Below are 15,136 nucleotides of genomic sequence, written 5' to 3'. Positions count from 1 at the left end.
CTCGCGGTGCTGCAGCGTCACCTCGGCGGACAGAAGATCCGGTTCGAACCGGCTCATCGGGCGCTACTGGCGGCGCTGCTGCACCGGCTCCCGCGCGGGAATAAGGGCAGGTGTGGGAGAGTTTATTTCTCCAGGTCGTGATTTTGCGTGTTTCAGTAGTTGATCTTTTGACATCCGCGGATCAGGTAGAGCGGGTGCTTTCGTCTTCCTCTTGGGGCGGATGTGGCCGCCGGGGCAAACGGCTCGGATAGCCGCAGGGTGCGGCTCCCACTCGCAAGGAGGAGACATATGGCACAGGGCACCGTGAAGTGGTTCAACGACGACAAGGGCTTCGGCTTCATCTCCGTCGACGACGGCAGCGCCGACGTCTTCGTCCACTTCTCTGAGATCCAGTCGAACGGCTTCCGCAGCCTCGCCGAGAGCCAGCCGGTCGAGTTCGACATCGTGCAGGGCCAAAAGGGCCCGCAGGCAGCGGGCGTACGCGTCCTCTGAGCAATCGTGATCATGACCGGGAACCCGTCGGGCTCCCGGCCATGTCGCTAACGGGCCAGCACGAACCCCACCACCTAAACTCAGACAGGAGTCGCATGGGCGCGACCAGTCCGCCGGCCGTCGTCGATCGCCTCGATGGCCCCCGCACCGTTAACGAACCCAAGCCGCTGCTCGCCGCGCCGCAGACCAGAGCAGGTGCGGTCGCGATCTGGATCTTCGTGGTCACCCCGTTCATCGCTCTCCTCGCCGCCATGCCGGTCGCGTGGGGCTGGGGGCTGTCCGGCGTCGACCTGACCTTGGCGATCACCACCTATCTGATCAGCGGGTTCGGCATCGCGGCCGGGTATCACCGCCACCTGACCCACGGGTCGTTCAAGGCGCGGCGCGGACTGCGCATCGCGCTGGCCGTGGCCGGATCGCTCGCCGTCGAGGGTTCGCCAACCCAGTGGGTCGCCAACCACCGCCGCCATCACGCCTTCTCCGACCGCGAAGGCGACCCCCACTCGCCTTGGCGCTACGGCACCAGCGTCAGCGCGGTGCTCAAGGGCCTGTTCCACGCCCACATCGGCTGGATGTTCCGGCGAGAGCTGAGCAACCGGTCCCGCTTCGCCCCGGACCTGCTCGCCGACCGCGACATCCGCGTGGTCGACCGCCTCTTCGGGCTACTGGTCGCGGTGTCCCTGCTCACGCCCGCCCTGATCGGCGGCCTCGTCACCGGCACCTGGGCGGGCACGCTGAGCGCCTTCTTCTGGGCCGGGCTGGTCCGCATGGCCGTGCTGCACCACGTCACCTGGTCGGTGAACTCCATCTGCCACGTCGTGGGCGACCGGCCCTTCGTCAGCAAGGACCGGGCCACCAACTTCTGGCCCCTGGCGATCCTCTCCTTCGGCGAGAGCTGGCACAACTCCCATCACGCCGATCCCACCGGAGCCCGCCACGGCGTCCTGCGCGGCCAGCTCGACCCCGCCGCCCGGCTCATCTGGATCTTCGAGAAGCTCCGGCTGGCCCGCGACGTGCGTTGGCCGGTGCCCGAACGGCTCGACGCGAAGCGCACGCGGTAGGGCTGCGCTCTTCTGCGGTGGCCGTATGTCCGCGCACTGGTGCTGGTCTGTGAAGGGTCGGACATCGAGGCCAACTGAGGTTGCCTTCGGGAAGTTCTCCCATCATGGACCGCACGACCGCCTCGGGCTGTGCCTCTGATCAGCGTCGAGCTGCCGAGCGGCGTAACTGAGGCTGGTTCTGGAAACCGCGGATCCCGCCCCCGACCCAGGCTGCGGCGCCTCATGAGGCGGCCGCCGACGACCTCACAGCATCACATCGGTTGGTGTCCGAGGGGCGGTCGACGGCTACGGGAGTGTCAAGTTAACGGCTGATCTTGGTTGTTGAGGAAGTCAGTCGGTGGCCGGGGTGAGCCGGCCCTTCGAAGGCGATCTGGAAGGCGTTCAGCGGTGCTTTCCAGCGCATGGTCCACCGGCGGCGGCAGACCCCGGTGGGGTCGAGGCTCATCAGCGCCAGGTACACGCACTTCAGCGCGGCCTGCTCACTGCGGACGTGCCCGCGCGGACGGCCTCGCGGATACGCGCGTTGACGCTCTCGATCACGTTCGTCCTGCAGATGACCTTGCGGATCTCCACGTCGTAGGCCAGGAACGGGACGAACTCGGGCCTTGGGCATCAAAGGTCGCCGCCTCGACCGTCTGGGAAATCCTGCGGGAGCACGTCGTTGCGCCCGCACCGGAACGGCAGAGCACGACCTGGGCCGACTTCCTGCGCAGCCAGGCGGCGCTGCTGTCCTGCGATTTCTTCGAGACCTGCACGCTGACCGCGGCCCGCCTGTACGTCTTCGCGGTCATCGAGCACCCGATCCGGCCCATTCGGATCCTGGGCGCCGCCACCGCACACCCCCCCCGCAGCATGGGTCGTGCAGCTCGGGCGCAACCTCGTCATGGACCTTGAAGACGTGGACAGCAGGGCCAGGTTCCTGGTTCGTGACCGGGACTCGAAGTTCACACAGGCCTTCGACGCCGTGCTGGCCGATGCCGGACTGCGAGTCGTCAAGAGCGGTGTCCGGATGCCCCGGATGCGCCGGAAAATCATTCGCCCGGTGTAGAAAGCGGCTCCGGCGCCAGAGATCTTCCGTCACGACGTTCCAGACGGCGGCAGGGCAGCCAACCGGCCACCGGAGAGCTCAAGCACGCTTTTGCCGCGATTCTAGAGATCAAGGCTGTGTGGCAAGTTCAACCTTGCAGGAAGACTTTCGCCGAGTGATCTTGATGAGCCCTTCATGCAACAGCGCCAGTCGGAGCGCCACGAGGTCGACGGCGATCCGCCCGCCCAAGACCAGCGACTCCGTGCGCCGCATCCGGCTGCCCGCTTCCTGGTCAACCTGCTCGCCACCGGCCTGGCCGAACACCACCACCCGATTCCGTCCACGGCGCATGCGGCAAACACCAACGCCGATCCAACTTCAACCGCGGGCAGTGACCGCCCCGCGGCCCGATGACCAATCCCAACACCCACCACAATTCTCCGCTGGGATGGCGATCACTGCCTATGGTGCCCCTCCCCTCCAAGGGCGAGCGCTACCCTTCCACCGCTCGCTTGAGCGCCACGACATGAGCCGCGGTCTACCGTGGTGACACCCACGATCCAAGCCGGAGAGGCCATCACGATGAGCAGGCCAATCGATTACGACGCACCGCGCCGACCCGCTGTTGAGGTTGAAGACGACAGCCTGGAGGAACTCAAGGCGCGCGGCGCGGCGTCGCAGTCAGCGAGAGTCGACCTCGACGAGGCCGAGGCTGCCGAGAACTTCGAGTTGCCCGGCGCGGACCTGTCCGGCGAGGAACTGACCGTGGCTGTCGTGCCGGTGCAGCCGGACGAGTTTCGATGCGCGCGCTGCTTCCTGGTGCACCATCGCAGTCAGGCCGCCACGCAGCCCGACGGCCGGGAGGTCTGCCAGGAGTGCCTCTGACGTCCACTGTCAGGTCGCCAGTTCCCGCCACTCGGGACGACCACCCAGCCACGCGTTGGCGAGGATCTGTGCCGACGCCCGACTCGGACAGGGGTGTAGCTTCGACCGGCCTGCGATGCCGCCGGTCTGTGCCTCTACTTCCCATCGCTGGCCGTCGGTGCGGATGTAGACGTCGCGACGCCCCCGCGGACCCCGGTCCACCAGTGACGCTCGATTCTCACCTGCTGACCGTATAGCACTGCGGAGAGACGAACCATAATGATCTTGGGAAGACGGTCAGTGTGATCGGGAAACCCACAAATTGTGGACGAGAGTTGGGAGACCTGACCGGGCCAGAACAGGACGCATCCGCGGAGCGCCGCCTTCGCGACGCCACGTATGCCTTCTGAGCAGGTGTCCGGCGAGAACATCCACGGACCGATCGAAGCGATTCAACAGCGCGCCGACGGCGACCACGTTCGACCGCTTCCGGCGCACGTACCTCCCAGCCATCCAGTCAGACCCCAAGCAGGTCATGTCATGAGCTGTCCGACTCTCATCACCGGCACCGAGACGGGCGGCGCCTACACCGTGCGCTGTTGCACTGGGGCGACCCCCGACCGGGCCACGATGGGTCCGGCCGTCGCGGGTGGCGGCAGCACCCTCGACGGGGACACGTTGATCAGGATGGCCGACGCGACAACGTACGCGGGCAAGGCCGAGCGGCGGTCCACCGCCACCGCCCCATTTGGTGGTCCAGTCGTGGAGACGTGCTGATCCACCTGCACAGGACGTCGATACCTGCGACGCGTCGCACCGACACGCGTGGTAGCCCTTACCGACTGGGCTCCGTGGCGTCGTGATGCCTAACGAACGGCAATGGGCGCGGTCGTCGACTTCCGGTCGGCGTCACCCTCGACACGGAACGGGGTGCGCAGGCGGGTCATCGCAGCCGAACTCGCGTCGACGGCAGGTGTGTGGTCGAAAGGCGCATCTGCTCCCGATGCTTCACGGAACAAATTCGAGTCATGCGCGGTTACATCAGTCAAGAGCTGCTCCAAGTTTGCGCGCCAACGCGCGATTCACCCGCTCGCACATGCAAGCCAGGTGCGGAAAATGAGCGTGCGCACCCGGCCGCCCGCCGAGGGCGGATCCGTCTCGCTCGGCCCGTCGAACCCTAACCCAAAAAGCCCATCGTGTACGGACTGGGCCCGGGTGCGGGCAGATTGATCAACCAGTCCGCCGGTTCCGACCACGGCCTGCATCCTTGATGTCGACCACCACGCGCCGCGACCAATCGGTCAGCGCCGTGCAGGGCGACCCCTTCCACGTTCGGAGACTCCCATGGCGGCACGCCGCCCCAGCAAGACACCCCTTGTCCCAGCCACATCCTTCGCCGACCTCGGCGTGCCCGGCCGCCTGGTCGCCGCGCTCAAGCAGGCGGGCATCAGCACGCCGTTCCCGATCCAGGCCGCGACGCTCCCGGATTCACTCGCCGGACGCGACGTGCTGGGTCGTGGCAGGACGGGATCGGGCAAGACATACGCCTTCGCTCTGCCGGTCCTCGCCCGGCTCTCGGCCGCCACGTCTCCTCGGCTGCCCGGCCGTCCGCGCTCGCTCATCCTGGCGCCTACTCGCGAGCTGGCGACCCAGATCGAAGCGGCGATCGCACCGCTGGCCACCGCGCTGTCGCTGCGGACCCTGACGATCTTCGGTGGGGTTAGCGCGCGGCCACAGGTCGGTGCACTGCGTGCCGGGGTCGATATCCTCATCGCCTGTCCCGGCCGGCTCGCCGACCACGTTTCGACCGGCGACGCGATCCTCGACGCCGTTGAGGTCACGGTGCTCGACGAGGCGGACCACATGGCCGACCTGGGCTTCCTGCCGATCGTACGGCGACTCCTCGACAGGACACCGCCCCGCTCCCAGCGGCTGCTGTTCTCGGCGACGCTCGACGCGGGCGTCGACGTCCTCGTGCGGCGGTACCTCTCCAACCCAGTCACCCACAGCGTCGACTCGGCGATGTCCCCGGTCGCCGCGATGACCCACCACGTGCTCCGGGTGCGTCACAATGACCGGCTCCCCGTCCTGATCGACCTGACGGCCGCCCCGGGTCGCACGCTCGTATTCACCCGCACCAAGCGGGGCGCCAAGAAGCTGACCAGTCAACTGGTCGCTTCGGGAGTGCCCGCCGTGGAGCTGCACGGCAACCTGGCGCAAAACGCCCGTACCCGCAATTTGGCGGCGTTCTCTGCCGGCGACGCCCGCACGCTTGTCGCGACCGACATCGCGGCGCGCGGTATCCACGTCGACGATGTAGCTCTCGTGATCCACGCCGACCCGCCCGCCGAGCACAAGGCATACCTGCACCGCTCGGGGCGGACCGCGCGTGCCGGAGCGAGCGGCACCGTCGTCACCCTGATGACCGACGACCAGGTCACCGACGTGCGCGATTTCACCCGCCAGGCCGGCATCAACCCGACGATCACCCAGCTTGGGCCCGGTGACTCGCTACTCACCGAACTCGCCCCGGGCGAGCGCCGCTTCGTGACGCCTCCCGTAGCGGCGACGGCGCCGCATCACGGACGAGGCCACAGCGCCACGCGGCACCCCGATCCGCGCACGGCGGCGGGCGGATCGACCGTCAGCGCAGCGCGCGGGAGAGGCTCGGAAAGTCGTCGGGCGAGTGCCGCGGAAACCACGTCCGCGACACGGGGCGCGGCGGCGTTCTCTTCCGGCACGCGGGTTGGTAGCCGGCGCGGTCAGCGCTGACAGCGAAGACCGTGCGAGGCACCCGTGCTAGCCTCACCGGGTTGCAACCTTCGGTTTGTCGCATACTTTGCCAGCGCCTGGTGGGTATCTAACCCGCCAGGCGCTTTTTGTCCTGCCGGTTCTTCCGGACCAGCAGCGGCGGCAACCGAGGGCCCGTACGTGGCTCCATCCGCTACTCAAGGAGATGACATGGCATTCGGCACAGTCAAGTGGTTCAACGCGGACAAGGGCTTCGGCTTCATCGCGCAGGATGGTGGCGGCGCTGACGTCTTCGCCCACTTCTCGGCCATCTCATCGAGCGGGTTCCGCAGCCTGGAAGAGAACCAGCGGGTCGAGTTCGACGTCGAGCAGGGCCAGAAGGGCCTTCAGGCCGCCAACATCCGTCTGGTCTGAGGTTGACCCTGCCAAGCCGTGGCGACGAAGCCTCGCCCGTCGCCACGGCGGTGGCTGAGACCACGGACCGGCGAATGCCGGTCCGTTCCGACACCGCGGTCCTTCCCGGCCTCGAACCGCTGGTGTTGCAAGCGCTGTCCGCCCCCGAGCACGCGGCCGGGACCGCCAGCATCGATCGGCTCCGGCTGGCCCCGGTGCCGCTGGTGCCGGAGGTGCGACTGGTCATGGCCGAGGACGCGATCGTCCTCTGGGCACGACTCGAAGCCGAGGCGGGCCACGTCCTCCCGCCGCCGTTCTGGGCGTCGGCCTGGACCGGCGGGCAGGGTCTTGCGCGTTACATCCTCGATCACCCGGACACCGTGGCCGGTTGCCATGTCCTCGACGTCGCATCCGGCTCCGGCCTGGTCGCTATCGCCGCGGCGATAGCCGGCGCCGCCAGGGTCACCGCCAACGATATCGACCCCTACTCGATCGCGGCAATCAACGCCAACGCCCACGCCAACGGCGTCGAGTTGACCCTGTCGTCGAGTGACCTGCTTGACGGCGACGTTGACGGCGTGGATGTGGTGTTGGCCGGTGACGCGCTCTACCACCCGTCTGTGGCGGCCCGGATGCTGCCGTTCCTCGCCCGTGTCGTGGCGAAGGGCGCTCGGGTCCTTGTTGGCGATCCGGACCGGGGCCACCTGGCCCATGACTGGCTGGAGCGGGTGGCGACGTACGAGGCGCCGATGAGCGGCGCTCCGGAAGACGCGCAGCTTCACCTGACGAGCGTGCTCAAGCCACGACGCGACAAGGTGGACGACCGGCGGGGCCGGGCCACACGGCTGCGGCGTGAATCCCATTACTGCCGCACCCGTGAGTGAGCCGAAGCTGTTGCCCGCGCCACTGGCGCCGTGCGGGCGAGCGCCGCATCTGAGACGGTCTACGACAACCGGTCCGAGAGCGACGGCCTCGACCTGTTCGACCCACAGGGGCTGGCCGGCGAGGTCGTGAACATTCATAGATAACCGCCACCGGCTGCCACCACTCGACGGAGAATTGTTCCCGTCGAGCCCGGCCTGACCCGGCGCTACGAGGTCCCGCCTACGTCGTGTTCCAACTGTGAGAGCATCGCCTTCGGCCCCTTGTTGGGGCTCGACCTGCCGGGCAGCCGCCTGTTCGTCGGCCGCCCTGGCGGAGTGCTTTTCGGCTCCAACGCCCTCGCGGTTCGCTCGCACTTGATCAAGTAGAACCCACTGCCCATCCGAGTCATCAGGGTGCCGATGGCTGGTCGGGTGACGCACCACGGTCTGACGGGGCAAATGGCAAGAAGCCCGTTACCGGCGTTCCGGCTACGGGCTTCTGACCTGAAAATATAGACCCAGGCGAGGTTGGCCTCGACGGTCTTCGGGCTGATGAACAGGCGCGGGATGCGTCGGAGGCCGTGCGGTGCGTACAGTTCCGGGTCGGACTTGGGGTGGGCCGGGTAGATCCGGCGCAGGGAACGGGACGAGACAGCGACGGCATGACGGCGGACAACATTACGGAAACCGGTCAATACGGCATTGACCCGACCCGGCTGGAGACCTGTCTCAGCGTCTTTGAGGCGTTGGAGGACCTGCCTCCCGATCACCCCGACGTGGTGCGGGTGCAGCGGGCCACCGCGCGGCTCTACAAGGTGATCAAGCAGCGGCGACGCGAGGAACGGCGGGATGCCATCGCGGCGGCCGACCGCGCGGTGACGGCGGCCACCGCCACCGGCGCCCCGGGCCGGATCGACGACGAGACCCAGGGCAACCCGCTCGCCTCCCCCACCGTGGGTGCCACGGCCGGCTTCCTGCACAATCCGCGCGGCTGCTACGTCTGCAAGCAGCGCTACCGCGAGGTGGACGCCTTCTACCATCAGCTCTGCCCGCCCTGCGCCGCGCTCAACCGGGAGCGCCGGAACGCCCGCACCGACCTGACCGGCCGGCGCGCGCTGCTCACCGGCGGCCGGGCGAAGATCGGCATGTACATCGCGCTGCGGCTGCTGCGCGACGGCGCGCACACCACGGTGACCACACGGTTTCCCCACGACGCGGTCCGCCGATTCGCCGCGATGCCCGACAGCGGGGACTGGCTCCACCGCCTGCGAATCGTCGGGATCGACCTGCGCGACCCCGCCCAGGTGATTGCCCTTGCTGACTCGGTCAGCGGCCAGGGACCACTCGACATCCTGATCAACAACGCGGCGCAGACCGTCCGCCGCACGCCCGGGGCGTACGCGCAGCTCGTCGCCGCGGAGGCGGCGGCCCTGCCGGACGGCCCGCTGCCGGAGATGATCACGTTCGCCAAACCGGCCGGCCGGGGCGACCTGGCGGGCAGCCTGATCGCCCCACCGAAGTCGCCCGCGATCACCCCGCACGCGCTCACCGCGCTGGCGCTGACCAGCGGCTCCGCCTCGCCGGAACGGATCGCGGCAGCCAGCGCCATCGACGCCGGCGGTCTGGTGCCGGACCTCGACCCGGTCAACAGTTGGGTGCAGCGGGTGCACGAGGTGAACCCGGTCGAGCTGCTCGAAGTGCAGCTGTGCAACGTGACCGCGCCGTTCGTGCTGGTCAGCCGGCTGCGACCGGCGATGGCCGCAGCGACCGCCCGCCGCAAGTACGTGGTGAACGTGTCGGCGATGGAGGGCCAGTTCGCCCGCGGCTACAAGGGGCCAGGGCACCCACACACCAACATGGCCAAGGCCGCGCTGAACATGCTGACCCGGACCAGCGCCCAGGAGATGCTGGCCGACGGCATCCTCATGACCAGCGTCGACACCGGCTGGATCACCGACGAGCGGCCCCACCCGACGAAGATGCGGCTGGCGGACGCCGGCTTCCACGCCCCGCTGGACCTGGTCGACGGCGCGGCCCGCGTCTACGACCCGATCGTCCGCGGCGAACAGGGCGAAGACCTGTACGGCTGCTTCCTCAAGGACTACGCGCCCTGCGCCTGGTGATCGGCGCGCCCACCCCGCCGTCGGCCGCCCAGGCTCAGGCCGACACGGTCAGCACCGTCGCCCCGTCCACCACAGGTCCAAACTGCGGTGGCCCGATCAGCGTGGCGTAGCGGATGTCGAAATGGACGGTCGTGACCCGGTCCGCCGGATCGCGGCATGTGCGGATGTCCCGCATTCCGGTTAGCGCCCTCGTCTGCCACCATGGGCTCGTGGACGAGCAGATCACGTCGATCCTTCGCACCGACAACGCTGAAGGTGCCGTGGCCTGGTATGCGCGGCTGAGCTGGCTCATCCCCACAGCGGTCGGTGCGCCGCTGATCGAGTGGCTGGCCCACCGCGCCCGCACCGCGAACCTGGCCACCCCTACCATTGTCGGCGACGAGGTTGCGCCGTGAACGCCGGCGCGATCCGCCTTCGCCGCGGGCAGCACCGGCAAGGAGCGGACGTGCTAGTCGCAAGCCACGCCGCCTACCCGGCATTCCGCCACGTCTTCCCTGACCCTCGGCGCCGCTTGCCGGCACTGCGTCCGTTCTTCGAAGCCACCGTGCGCGACGCGATCCCATTCGACTCCGTGTACGCCGGTACCGATGCCGGTGCCATGGCCGCCGTCGCGGTTTGGCTGCCTCCGGGCGCGTTCCCCTGGACCGGCACCCGGCAGGCGAGGGCCGCGCCGGCACTCATCCAGACCATGATCGCCGCGCCCCGCTCCTTCCCCGCCTTCATGCGCCTTGGGTCCAACGCCGCACGCGCACATCCACCGAGCCGCACTGGTACCTCGTCGTGCTCGGAGTACGTCCGAGCCACCAGGGCCACGGCCACGGATCCCGGCTCGTCGCCACGGGACTTCGACATGCCGACCGCGCCGGCACCCCCTGCTATTTGGAGACCTCCGACCCGGACAACGTGGCGTTCTATCAACGGTTCGGCTTCACCGTCGTCGACGACGCGTTACCCCTCGTGCCCGGCGGACCGACCTACATCGCAATGCGCCGCCTACCGATCAGGTAGCGACCGGCGATTTCAGGTTATGAAATGCGGCCTGGGTCGGGATTCCGGCCGATGAAGGCGACCAGCCGGTCCACGGCGGACGCATCAGCGCCGACTTCGACCTCGTAGCCGAAAGTTTTGCCTGGACCCCGGTAGGCGGGCATCAACATGCCGCGGGCCGCATCGAACGCCGCCTGCGCCTCTAGTTCGGTGTACGGCACCGGTTGGCCTGTCGCGACCGCGAGGTCCCAGCCGTGCCCGACGTACTCGATCAACATCATCCCGAGCACCATGGCGCCGGGCAGCTCGGACGATCATGCGCAACGGCCGGTCGGCAGCCCCGGACCGGAACGCCGCGACCGCCTGCCGGCCCGCACTGGCGAATTCGACGGCCGGATCGGCACCGCATCGGTATGAGTTCGGGTCGTCGTGATAGTCCACTCCGGTGGCCCGGGCGGCGAACATCCGCAGCCATCCGACCAAGTGATCGGTGAGCGCCGCCACGTCATAGTCTGGGCACGGGGTCGGCAGAGTGGGTGACTTGGCAGTCACGGGGGCGTGGCTTCCCCGGCTAACACGCCAAGCTGGCGCACTGGAACAGCAGTCGTGGTGTTTGTGAGATGGGCGGCTTCAGAATCCTGCCGTCGGGCCGGTTTACTGGTCGAGGTAGGCCAGCACGGCGAGTACCCGGCGGTGGCCGCTGCCTGATGGTGGTAAGCCGAGTTTGGCGAAGAGCGTGTTGATGTGGTTGCTGACCGACTTTTCGGTGATGACCATGTGTTCGGCGATCGCGGCGTTGGTGCGTCCCTCGGCCATCAGGCGGAGCACGTCCCGCTCTCGTGGGGTGAGTGCGGCCAGGGTGTCGCGCTGGTGTAGCAGTTGGGTGACGACTTCCGGGTCCATGACCGTCGCGCCGGCGGCGACCTGACGAATCGCGTCGATGAACTGGCGTACGTTGCCGACCCGGTCCTTGAGGAGGTATCCGACCGCACCGGCACGGTCGGAGAGCAGTTCACGGGCGTAGAGCCGCTCGACGTACTGGGAGAGGATCAGGACGGGCAGCCCGGGTATCTCGGCGCGGGCGGCGATGGCGGCGCGCAGCCCTTCGTCGGTGAAGGTGGGCGGTAGCCGCACGTCGACCACGGCGACGTCGGGCCGGAGCGAGACGAGCTCCTCGACCAGTTGCGAACCGTCGTCGACGGCGGCTACCACGTCGAAGCCGTACGCGGTCATCATCCGGATCAGCCCGTCACGCAGCAGTAGCTGATCTTCGGCGATCAGGACCCGCATGGCAACTCCATGTCTAGCACGGTAGGCCCGCCCGGAGAGCTGGTGATCCGGAGGGTTCCGTCGAACGCGGACAACCTCCGTTGGATACCACGCAGCCCGGTCCCGCGTGACGGGTCGGCGCCACCGTGACCGTCGTCGCGGACGGTGATGTGCAGCGCGTACCCATTGTCGGCGACGGTTACCTGGATGCGCTGGGCGCCGCTGTGCCGGAGGGCGTTGCCCAGCGACTCGGCAATGACGAAGTACGCCGCCGACTCCACCGGCGCGGCCAACCGTCGGTCGAGCCACAGATCCAGCTCGATCGGAATGCCCCTGGCCAGCTGCAGCGCCAGGGCCTGGACCGCCCCGATCAGGCCCCGATCGGCCAGCACCGGCGGGTGGATGCCGCGCACCAGGTCACGGAGCTCCGTGAGGGCCGCGCCAACGCTGGCCTTCGCCTCGGCCATCAGGGCCTTGGCGCCGGCTGGATCGGCGTCGACGACGTCCTCGGCCATACCGAGATTCATGGTTGCCGCGACGAGGCGTACCTGCGCGCCGTCATGCAGATCACGCTCGACGCGACGTAGTTCTACGGCGGACGCGTCAACGGCAGCGGCCCTGGTGGCGGTCAACCGATCCACCCGTGCGGACAGCCGGGCTGCGGATGTGGGTCCCAGCAGCGCACTCGCCAGTCGGGCCTGACCGGTGATGAGGTGCCGGGGCAGGCGGTAGGCCAGCACCACCAACCCGACGCCGACCGGCACCATCAGCCAGGTCAAGGGGCCGGACCTGCCGGTGATCTCCAGCACCCCCGGATCGAAGGTCGTGGGGGCCGGCAGCAGTGCCCGCAGCAACGGCGCGGACAGGAATTCCGCAGCCGCCAGCCACAGTCCGAGACCGAGCGTCACACTCAGTACGCCCACCGGGAACTGGCACAGCATCCAGGTTAGATCGCGCCAGGTGGCCGCGTCGCCGATCAACGTCCGGGTCCGGGCAAGTACACCCTTGGGTAACGGTGAGTAGGGGGAGGGCACCGGTTCACCCAGCACCGTAGCGGCCCGGCGGCGTTGCAGATCGGCCAGTCGACGAGTCAGCCACACCGCGACGATGAAGACCAGGATGCCCAGGCCCGCCGCAAGGCTCGACGGCACCGAGATCAGCGTGAGGAACAGCAGGAACGGCGCGGCCAGCCCGATGGCCGCACCGGCCAACAACTGCCCGAGCTCATTGGCCGCGCGCATGAGTTTCTGCCGCATTGTGATGATTCTTCCCGCCGTATTCGCGGGCGTCAGCTCAGACGCCCCTTACCGAACAGAGATCAACACTATGTGCCGTGCCGGTCGGAGTCGATGAGGCAGGAACCCCGATCCGTTCAGGTGCCTGCACCCCCACGACGTCAGGTGCGGCGGCCCTGGTCCGCGCCAGGCGAGCAGGCGAGTGTGAATGCCGCGAATGGCGCTCCGCCGGACGCGTCAAACAACCTGAAGAGGACGGATGCGATGCCGCACACAACGGCTCGGACGAGCGCAACGGGTCGAACCGGGGGATCCGCCACCTGTAGACCAGGGTGGGCCTGGCTCCTACCGCGGATGCTGACGGCTCTTGCCGCACTCGCCTCTGCGGTCCTCGTCCTTCCGGCTGCGCCGGCGAACGCCGCGCCTGACGGACTGACCGCCACCGACGTGTCCTTCGCCGGCAGCGGTGGCGTGGTCCTGCACGGCACCGTCCTGGCCCCGGTGTCGACGACGCAGCGCCGACCAGCGATGGTCATGCTCGAGGGAGCGGGCAATCGAGGCCGACAGGAGCTACGCCTCGCGGCCGAAGCATTTGCCCAGCGCGGAATTGTCACCCTCATCTACGACAAACGGACCGAAGGCTACAACCTGTTTCATCGCGACTATTCAGTGCTGGCCGACGATGCGCTCGCCGGCCTGCGACTGCTGCGCTCCCGCGCCGACGTCGATCCGGCCCGGCTCGGGATCTGGGCGCTGTCCGAGGGGGCGTTCGTCGCACCACTGGCCGCGAACCGCTCGACCGACGTGAAATTCCTGATCACTGTCGGCGCGGTCGGTATCACCCCGGCCGCCCAAACCGCATGGGGTTACCACGAGCAACTGCGGCACGCCGGAGTCTCCGGATCCTTCACGCACACGATGCGGGTGACCGCCGTGCGGATGACGATCGGCGCCGGCATGTTCCCCGAGGCCGGCTTCGACCCGGCACCGGCCTGGAAACAGGTACGCCAGCCGGTACTCGCCCAATGGGGTGAACTTGACCGAGAAGCCCTCCCGAGGGAGAGCAGTCAGATCATCCGGCAGGCGCTAGAACGTGGCGGCAACACCCACTACACGATCCGGTTCGTCCCTACAGTCCGACACAACCTTCACCTCACCGCCAACGGCGGGTTCGACCGGCTCACCAGAATCCCGGCCAACTACGGCGACTACGAGGCGTCCTGGATCGACCGCCTGACGCACGCCCTCCCCAGCGCAAGCGCCGACCCGGCGCCGACCCAGGACATCCCCAGCCCGACGCTCACGCCGCTGGCCTGGTATGAGTCCCCCTGGCTCCAACTCGCAGCCCTGCTGCTGTTTCTGGTGGCCTTCGCCGGCTACCCGCTGACCGCCGCCGTCCGCCGGATCCGTGGCCGCCGCAGCGCACCACCGGTACGGCATCCCGCGCGCTGGCTGGCCACCACCGGCCTGGCAACCACGCTCGGCCTGCTCGTCTACCTCTTCTTCGTGATGGCCACCGCAGCGCACGTCGTCGGACCCGTTCTGATCGGCCGCCCGATGCCCTGGCTCGTCCTGCAGGTCCTCGCCGTCGCCGCCGTGGTGGCCACCATTGCGACCGCGCTGTCGTGGCGACGTCACCGCCACGACCTCACGCACGCCGACCGAACCCGACTCGGCCTACTCGCCGCCGCCGGCCTGCTGTTCCTACCCTGGGCGACCTACTGGGGACTGCTCATGCCGTGATGGCCGCAGGCGTCAACGGCCCGCGCGACAACAGTCAACAGCCGCGCAGAAGACTCACGCTCATCGGCCAAGTCCGGACGTCGGCTCCGTTCGCTTGGGGCGTTCGTAGTCTGTGGCGTGAACAATTCCAACGGGGCCGTCAGGTGCTCGGCAAGGGAGGTTGGACACCCGTCGATGCTCCGCGAGCGGCCGCCTGACCTGGCCAGTGCTGGTCATCAACCGACGGCTAGCCTCAACGCCGTTCAGTTAGGCCGGTGGCTGGCCTGTCAAGGTTCGTTGGTGACGACGTCGATGTTGGTGGTGGCCTTGTAGGTGCGGCGGTCGATGT

17 protein-coding genes and 2 pseudogenes are annotated in these 15,136 nt (G+C 68.4%); 13 read left to right on the top strand and 6 right to left on the bottom strand.

From position 1 onward, the window contains the following. Nucleotides 1–288 precede the first annotated feature (288 nt). Together ACZ6S5_RS34040 and ACZ6S5_RS34035 are read left to right on the top strand one after the other, a co-directional pair. The gene (locus ACZ6S5_RS34040) at nt 289–492 is read left to right on the top strand and encodes a cold-shock protein (protein WP_466006398.1); all 204 of its coding nucleotides are present in this window, start codon (nt 289–291) and stop codon (nt 490–492) included. Nucleotides 493–587: 95 nt separating this feature from the next. Beyond that, complete coding sequence (locus ACZ6S5_RS34035) at nt 588–1,553, top strand: acyl-CoA desaturase (protein WP_466006397.1); 966 nt, start codon at nt 588–590, stop codon at nt 1,551–1,553. 301 nt (nt 1,554–1,854) lie between these two features. Here the strand turns inward: ACZ6S5_RS34035 and ACZ6S5_RS34030 are convergent. Next, nucleotides 1,855–2,153 (bottom strand): annotated as a pseudogene (locus ACZ6S5_RS34030) (transposase); the annotation flags it as partial. Nucleotides 2,154–2,412: 259 nt separating this feature from the next. Here ACZ6S5_RS34030 and ACZ6S5_RS34025 point away from each other — a divergent pair. From ACZ6S5_RS34025 to ACZ6S5_RS33990, 8 genes are all read left to right on the top strand, one after another. Beyond that, complete coding sequence (locus tag ACZ6S5_RS34025; protein WP_466006396.1) at nt 2,413–2,601, top strand: hypothetical protein; 189 nt, start codon at nt 2,413–2,415, stop codon at nt 2,599–2,601. Between the two features lie 174 nt (nt 2,602–2,775). Continuing rightward, the gene (locus ACZ6S5_RS34020; RefSeq protein WP_466006395.1) at nt 2,776–2,994 is read left to right on the top strand and encodes a hypothetical protein; all 219 of its coding nucleotides are present in this window, start codon (nt 2,776–2,778) and stop codon (nt 2,992–2,994) included. Between the two features lie 168 nt (nt 2,995–3,162). Continuing rightward, nucleotides 3,163–3,465, top strand: a complete 303-nt coding sequence (locus tag ACZ6S5_RS34015) for a DUF4193 domain-containing protein (RefSeq protein ID WP_466006399.1) — start codon at nt 3,163–3,165, stop codon at nt 3,463–3,465. Between the two features lie 519 nt (nt 3,466–3,984). After that, nucleotides 3,985–4,221: a hypothetical protein gene (locus ACZ6S5_RS34010; protein WP_466006394.1), complete on the top strand. Its 237-nt coding sequence runs from the start codon at nt 3,985–3,987 to the stop codon at nt 4,219–4,221. Between the two features lie 567 nt (nt 4,222–4,788). Beyond that, nucleotides 4,789–6,216 carry a DEAD/DEAH box helicase gene (locus ACZ6S5_RS34005; RefSeq protein ID WP_466006393.1) on the top strand — a complete coding sequence of 476 codons (1,428 nt, stop codon included), beginning with the start codon at nt 4,789–4,791 and terminating at the stop codon, nt 6,214–6,216. A gap of 189 nt (nt 6,217–6,405) precedes the next feature. Continuing rightward, a complete protein-coding gene (locus ACZ6S5_RS34000) occupies nt 6,406–6,609 on the top strand; it encodes a cold-shock protein (protein WP_073838002.1) in 204 nt (67 codons plus the stop codon). Between the two features lie 2 nt (nt 6,610–6,611). Further along, nucleotides 6,612–7,472, top strand: a complete 861-nt coding sequence (locus ACZ6S5_RS33995) for a class I SAM-dependent methyltransferase (RefSeq protein ID WP_466006392.1) — start codon at nt 6,612–6,614, stop codon at nt 7,470–7,472. A gap of 641 nt (nt 7,473–8,113) precedes the next feature. Next, the gene (locus ACZ6S5_RS33990; RefSeq protein ID WP_466006391.1) at nt 8,114–9,574 is read left to right on the top strand and encodes an SDR family NAD(P)-dependent oxidoreductase; all 1,461 of its coding nucleotides are present in this window, start codon (nt 8,114–8,116) and stop codon (nt 9,572–9,574) included. Nucleotides 9,575–9,608: 34 nt separating this feature from the next. Here ACZ6S5_RS33990 and ACZ6S5_RS33985 read toward each other — a convergent pair whose 3' ends face one another. Next, nucleotides 9,609–9,749 (bottom strand): hypothetical protein, encoded by a 141-nt coding sequence (locus tag ACZ6S5_RS33985; RefSeq protein ID WP_466006390.1) that lies wholly within the window; start codon nt 9,747–9,749, stop codon nt 9,609–9,611. Between the two features lie 34 nt (nt 9,750–9,783). Between ACZ6S5_RS33985 and ACZ6S5_RS33980 the strand changes: the two genes are divergently transcribed. After that, nucleotides 9,784–9,969, top strand: coding sequence for a hypothetical protein (locus ACZ6S5_RS33980; RefSeq protein WP_466006389.1), 186 nt, complete (start codon nt 9,784–9,786; stop codon nt 9,967–9,969). Nucleotides 9,970–10,189: 220 nt separating this feature from the next. After that, entirely contained in the window at nt 10,190–10,582 is a 393-nt protein-coding gene (locus ACZ6S5_RS33975) for a GNAT family N-acetyltransferase (protein ID WP_466006388.1), read from the top strand. Nucleotides 10,583–10,599: 17 nt separating this feature from the next. Here ACZ6S5_RS33975 and ACZ6S5_RS33970 read toward each other — a convergent pair whose 3' ends face one another. The 4 genes and pseudogenes from ACZ6S5_RS33970 to ACZ6S5_RS33955 form a co-directional block, all read right to left on the bottom strand. Then, entirely contained in the window at nt 10,600–10,842 is a 243-nt protein-coding gene (locus ACZ6S5_RS33970) for a DinB family protein (RefSeq protein WP_466006400.1), read from the bottom strand. Next, a pseudogene (locus ACZ6S5_RS33965) lies at nt 10,835–11,113 on the bottom strand (maleylpyruvate isomerase N-terminal domain-containing protein); the annotation flags it as partial. The pseudogene ACZ6S5_RS33965 and the gene ACZ6S5_RS33970, both read right to left, overlap by 8 nt. A 102-nt stretch (nt 11,114–11,215) precedes the next feature. After that, nucleotides 11,216–11,851, bottom strand: coding sequence for a LuxR C-terminal-related transcriptional regulator (locus ACZ6S5_RS33960; protein WP_466006387.1), 636 nt, complete (start codon nt 11,849–11,851; stop codon nt 11,216–11,218). Next, nucleotides 11,839–13,086, bottom strand: coding sequence for a sensor histidine kinase (locus tag ACZ6S5_RS33955; RefSeq protein WP_466006386.1), 1,248 nt, complete (start codon nt 13,084–13,086; stop codon nt 11,839–11,841). Before ACZ6S5_RS33955 ends, ACZ6S5_RS33960 begins: the two co-directional genes overlap by 13 nt. Nucleotides 13,087–13,512: 426 nt before the next feature. On the opposite strand from ACZ6S5_RS33955, the gene ACZ6S5_RS33950 reads away from it, so the two are divergent. Beyond that, complete coding sequence (locus tag ACZ6S5_RS33950) at nt 13,513–14,808, top strand: alpha/beta hydrolase family protein (RefSeq protein WP_466006385.1); 1,296 nt, start codon at nt 13,513–13,515, stop codon at nt 14,806–14,808. Nucleotides 14,809–15,136 lie beyond the last annotated feature (328 nt).

Source organism: Micromonospora sp. NPDC051924 (genome assembly GCF_055586005.1).
Note: the sequence above shows the minus strand (reverse complement) of the source record. Positions and strands in the feature narration are given on the sequence as shown.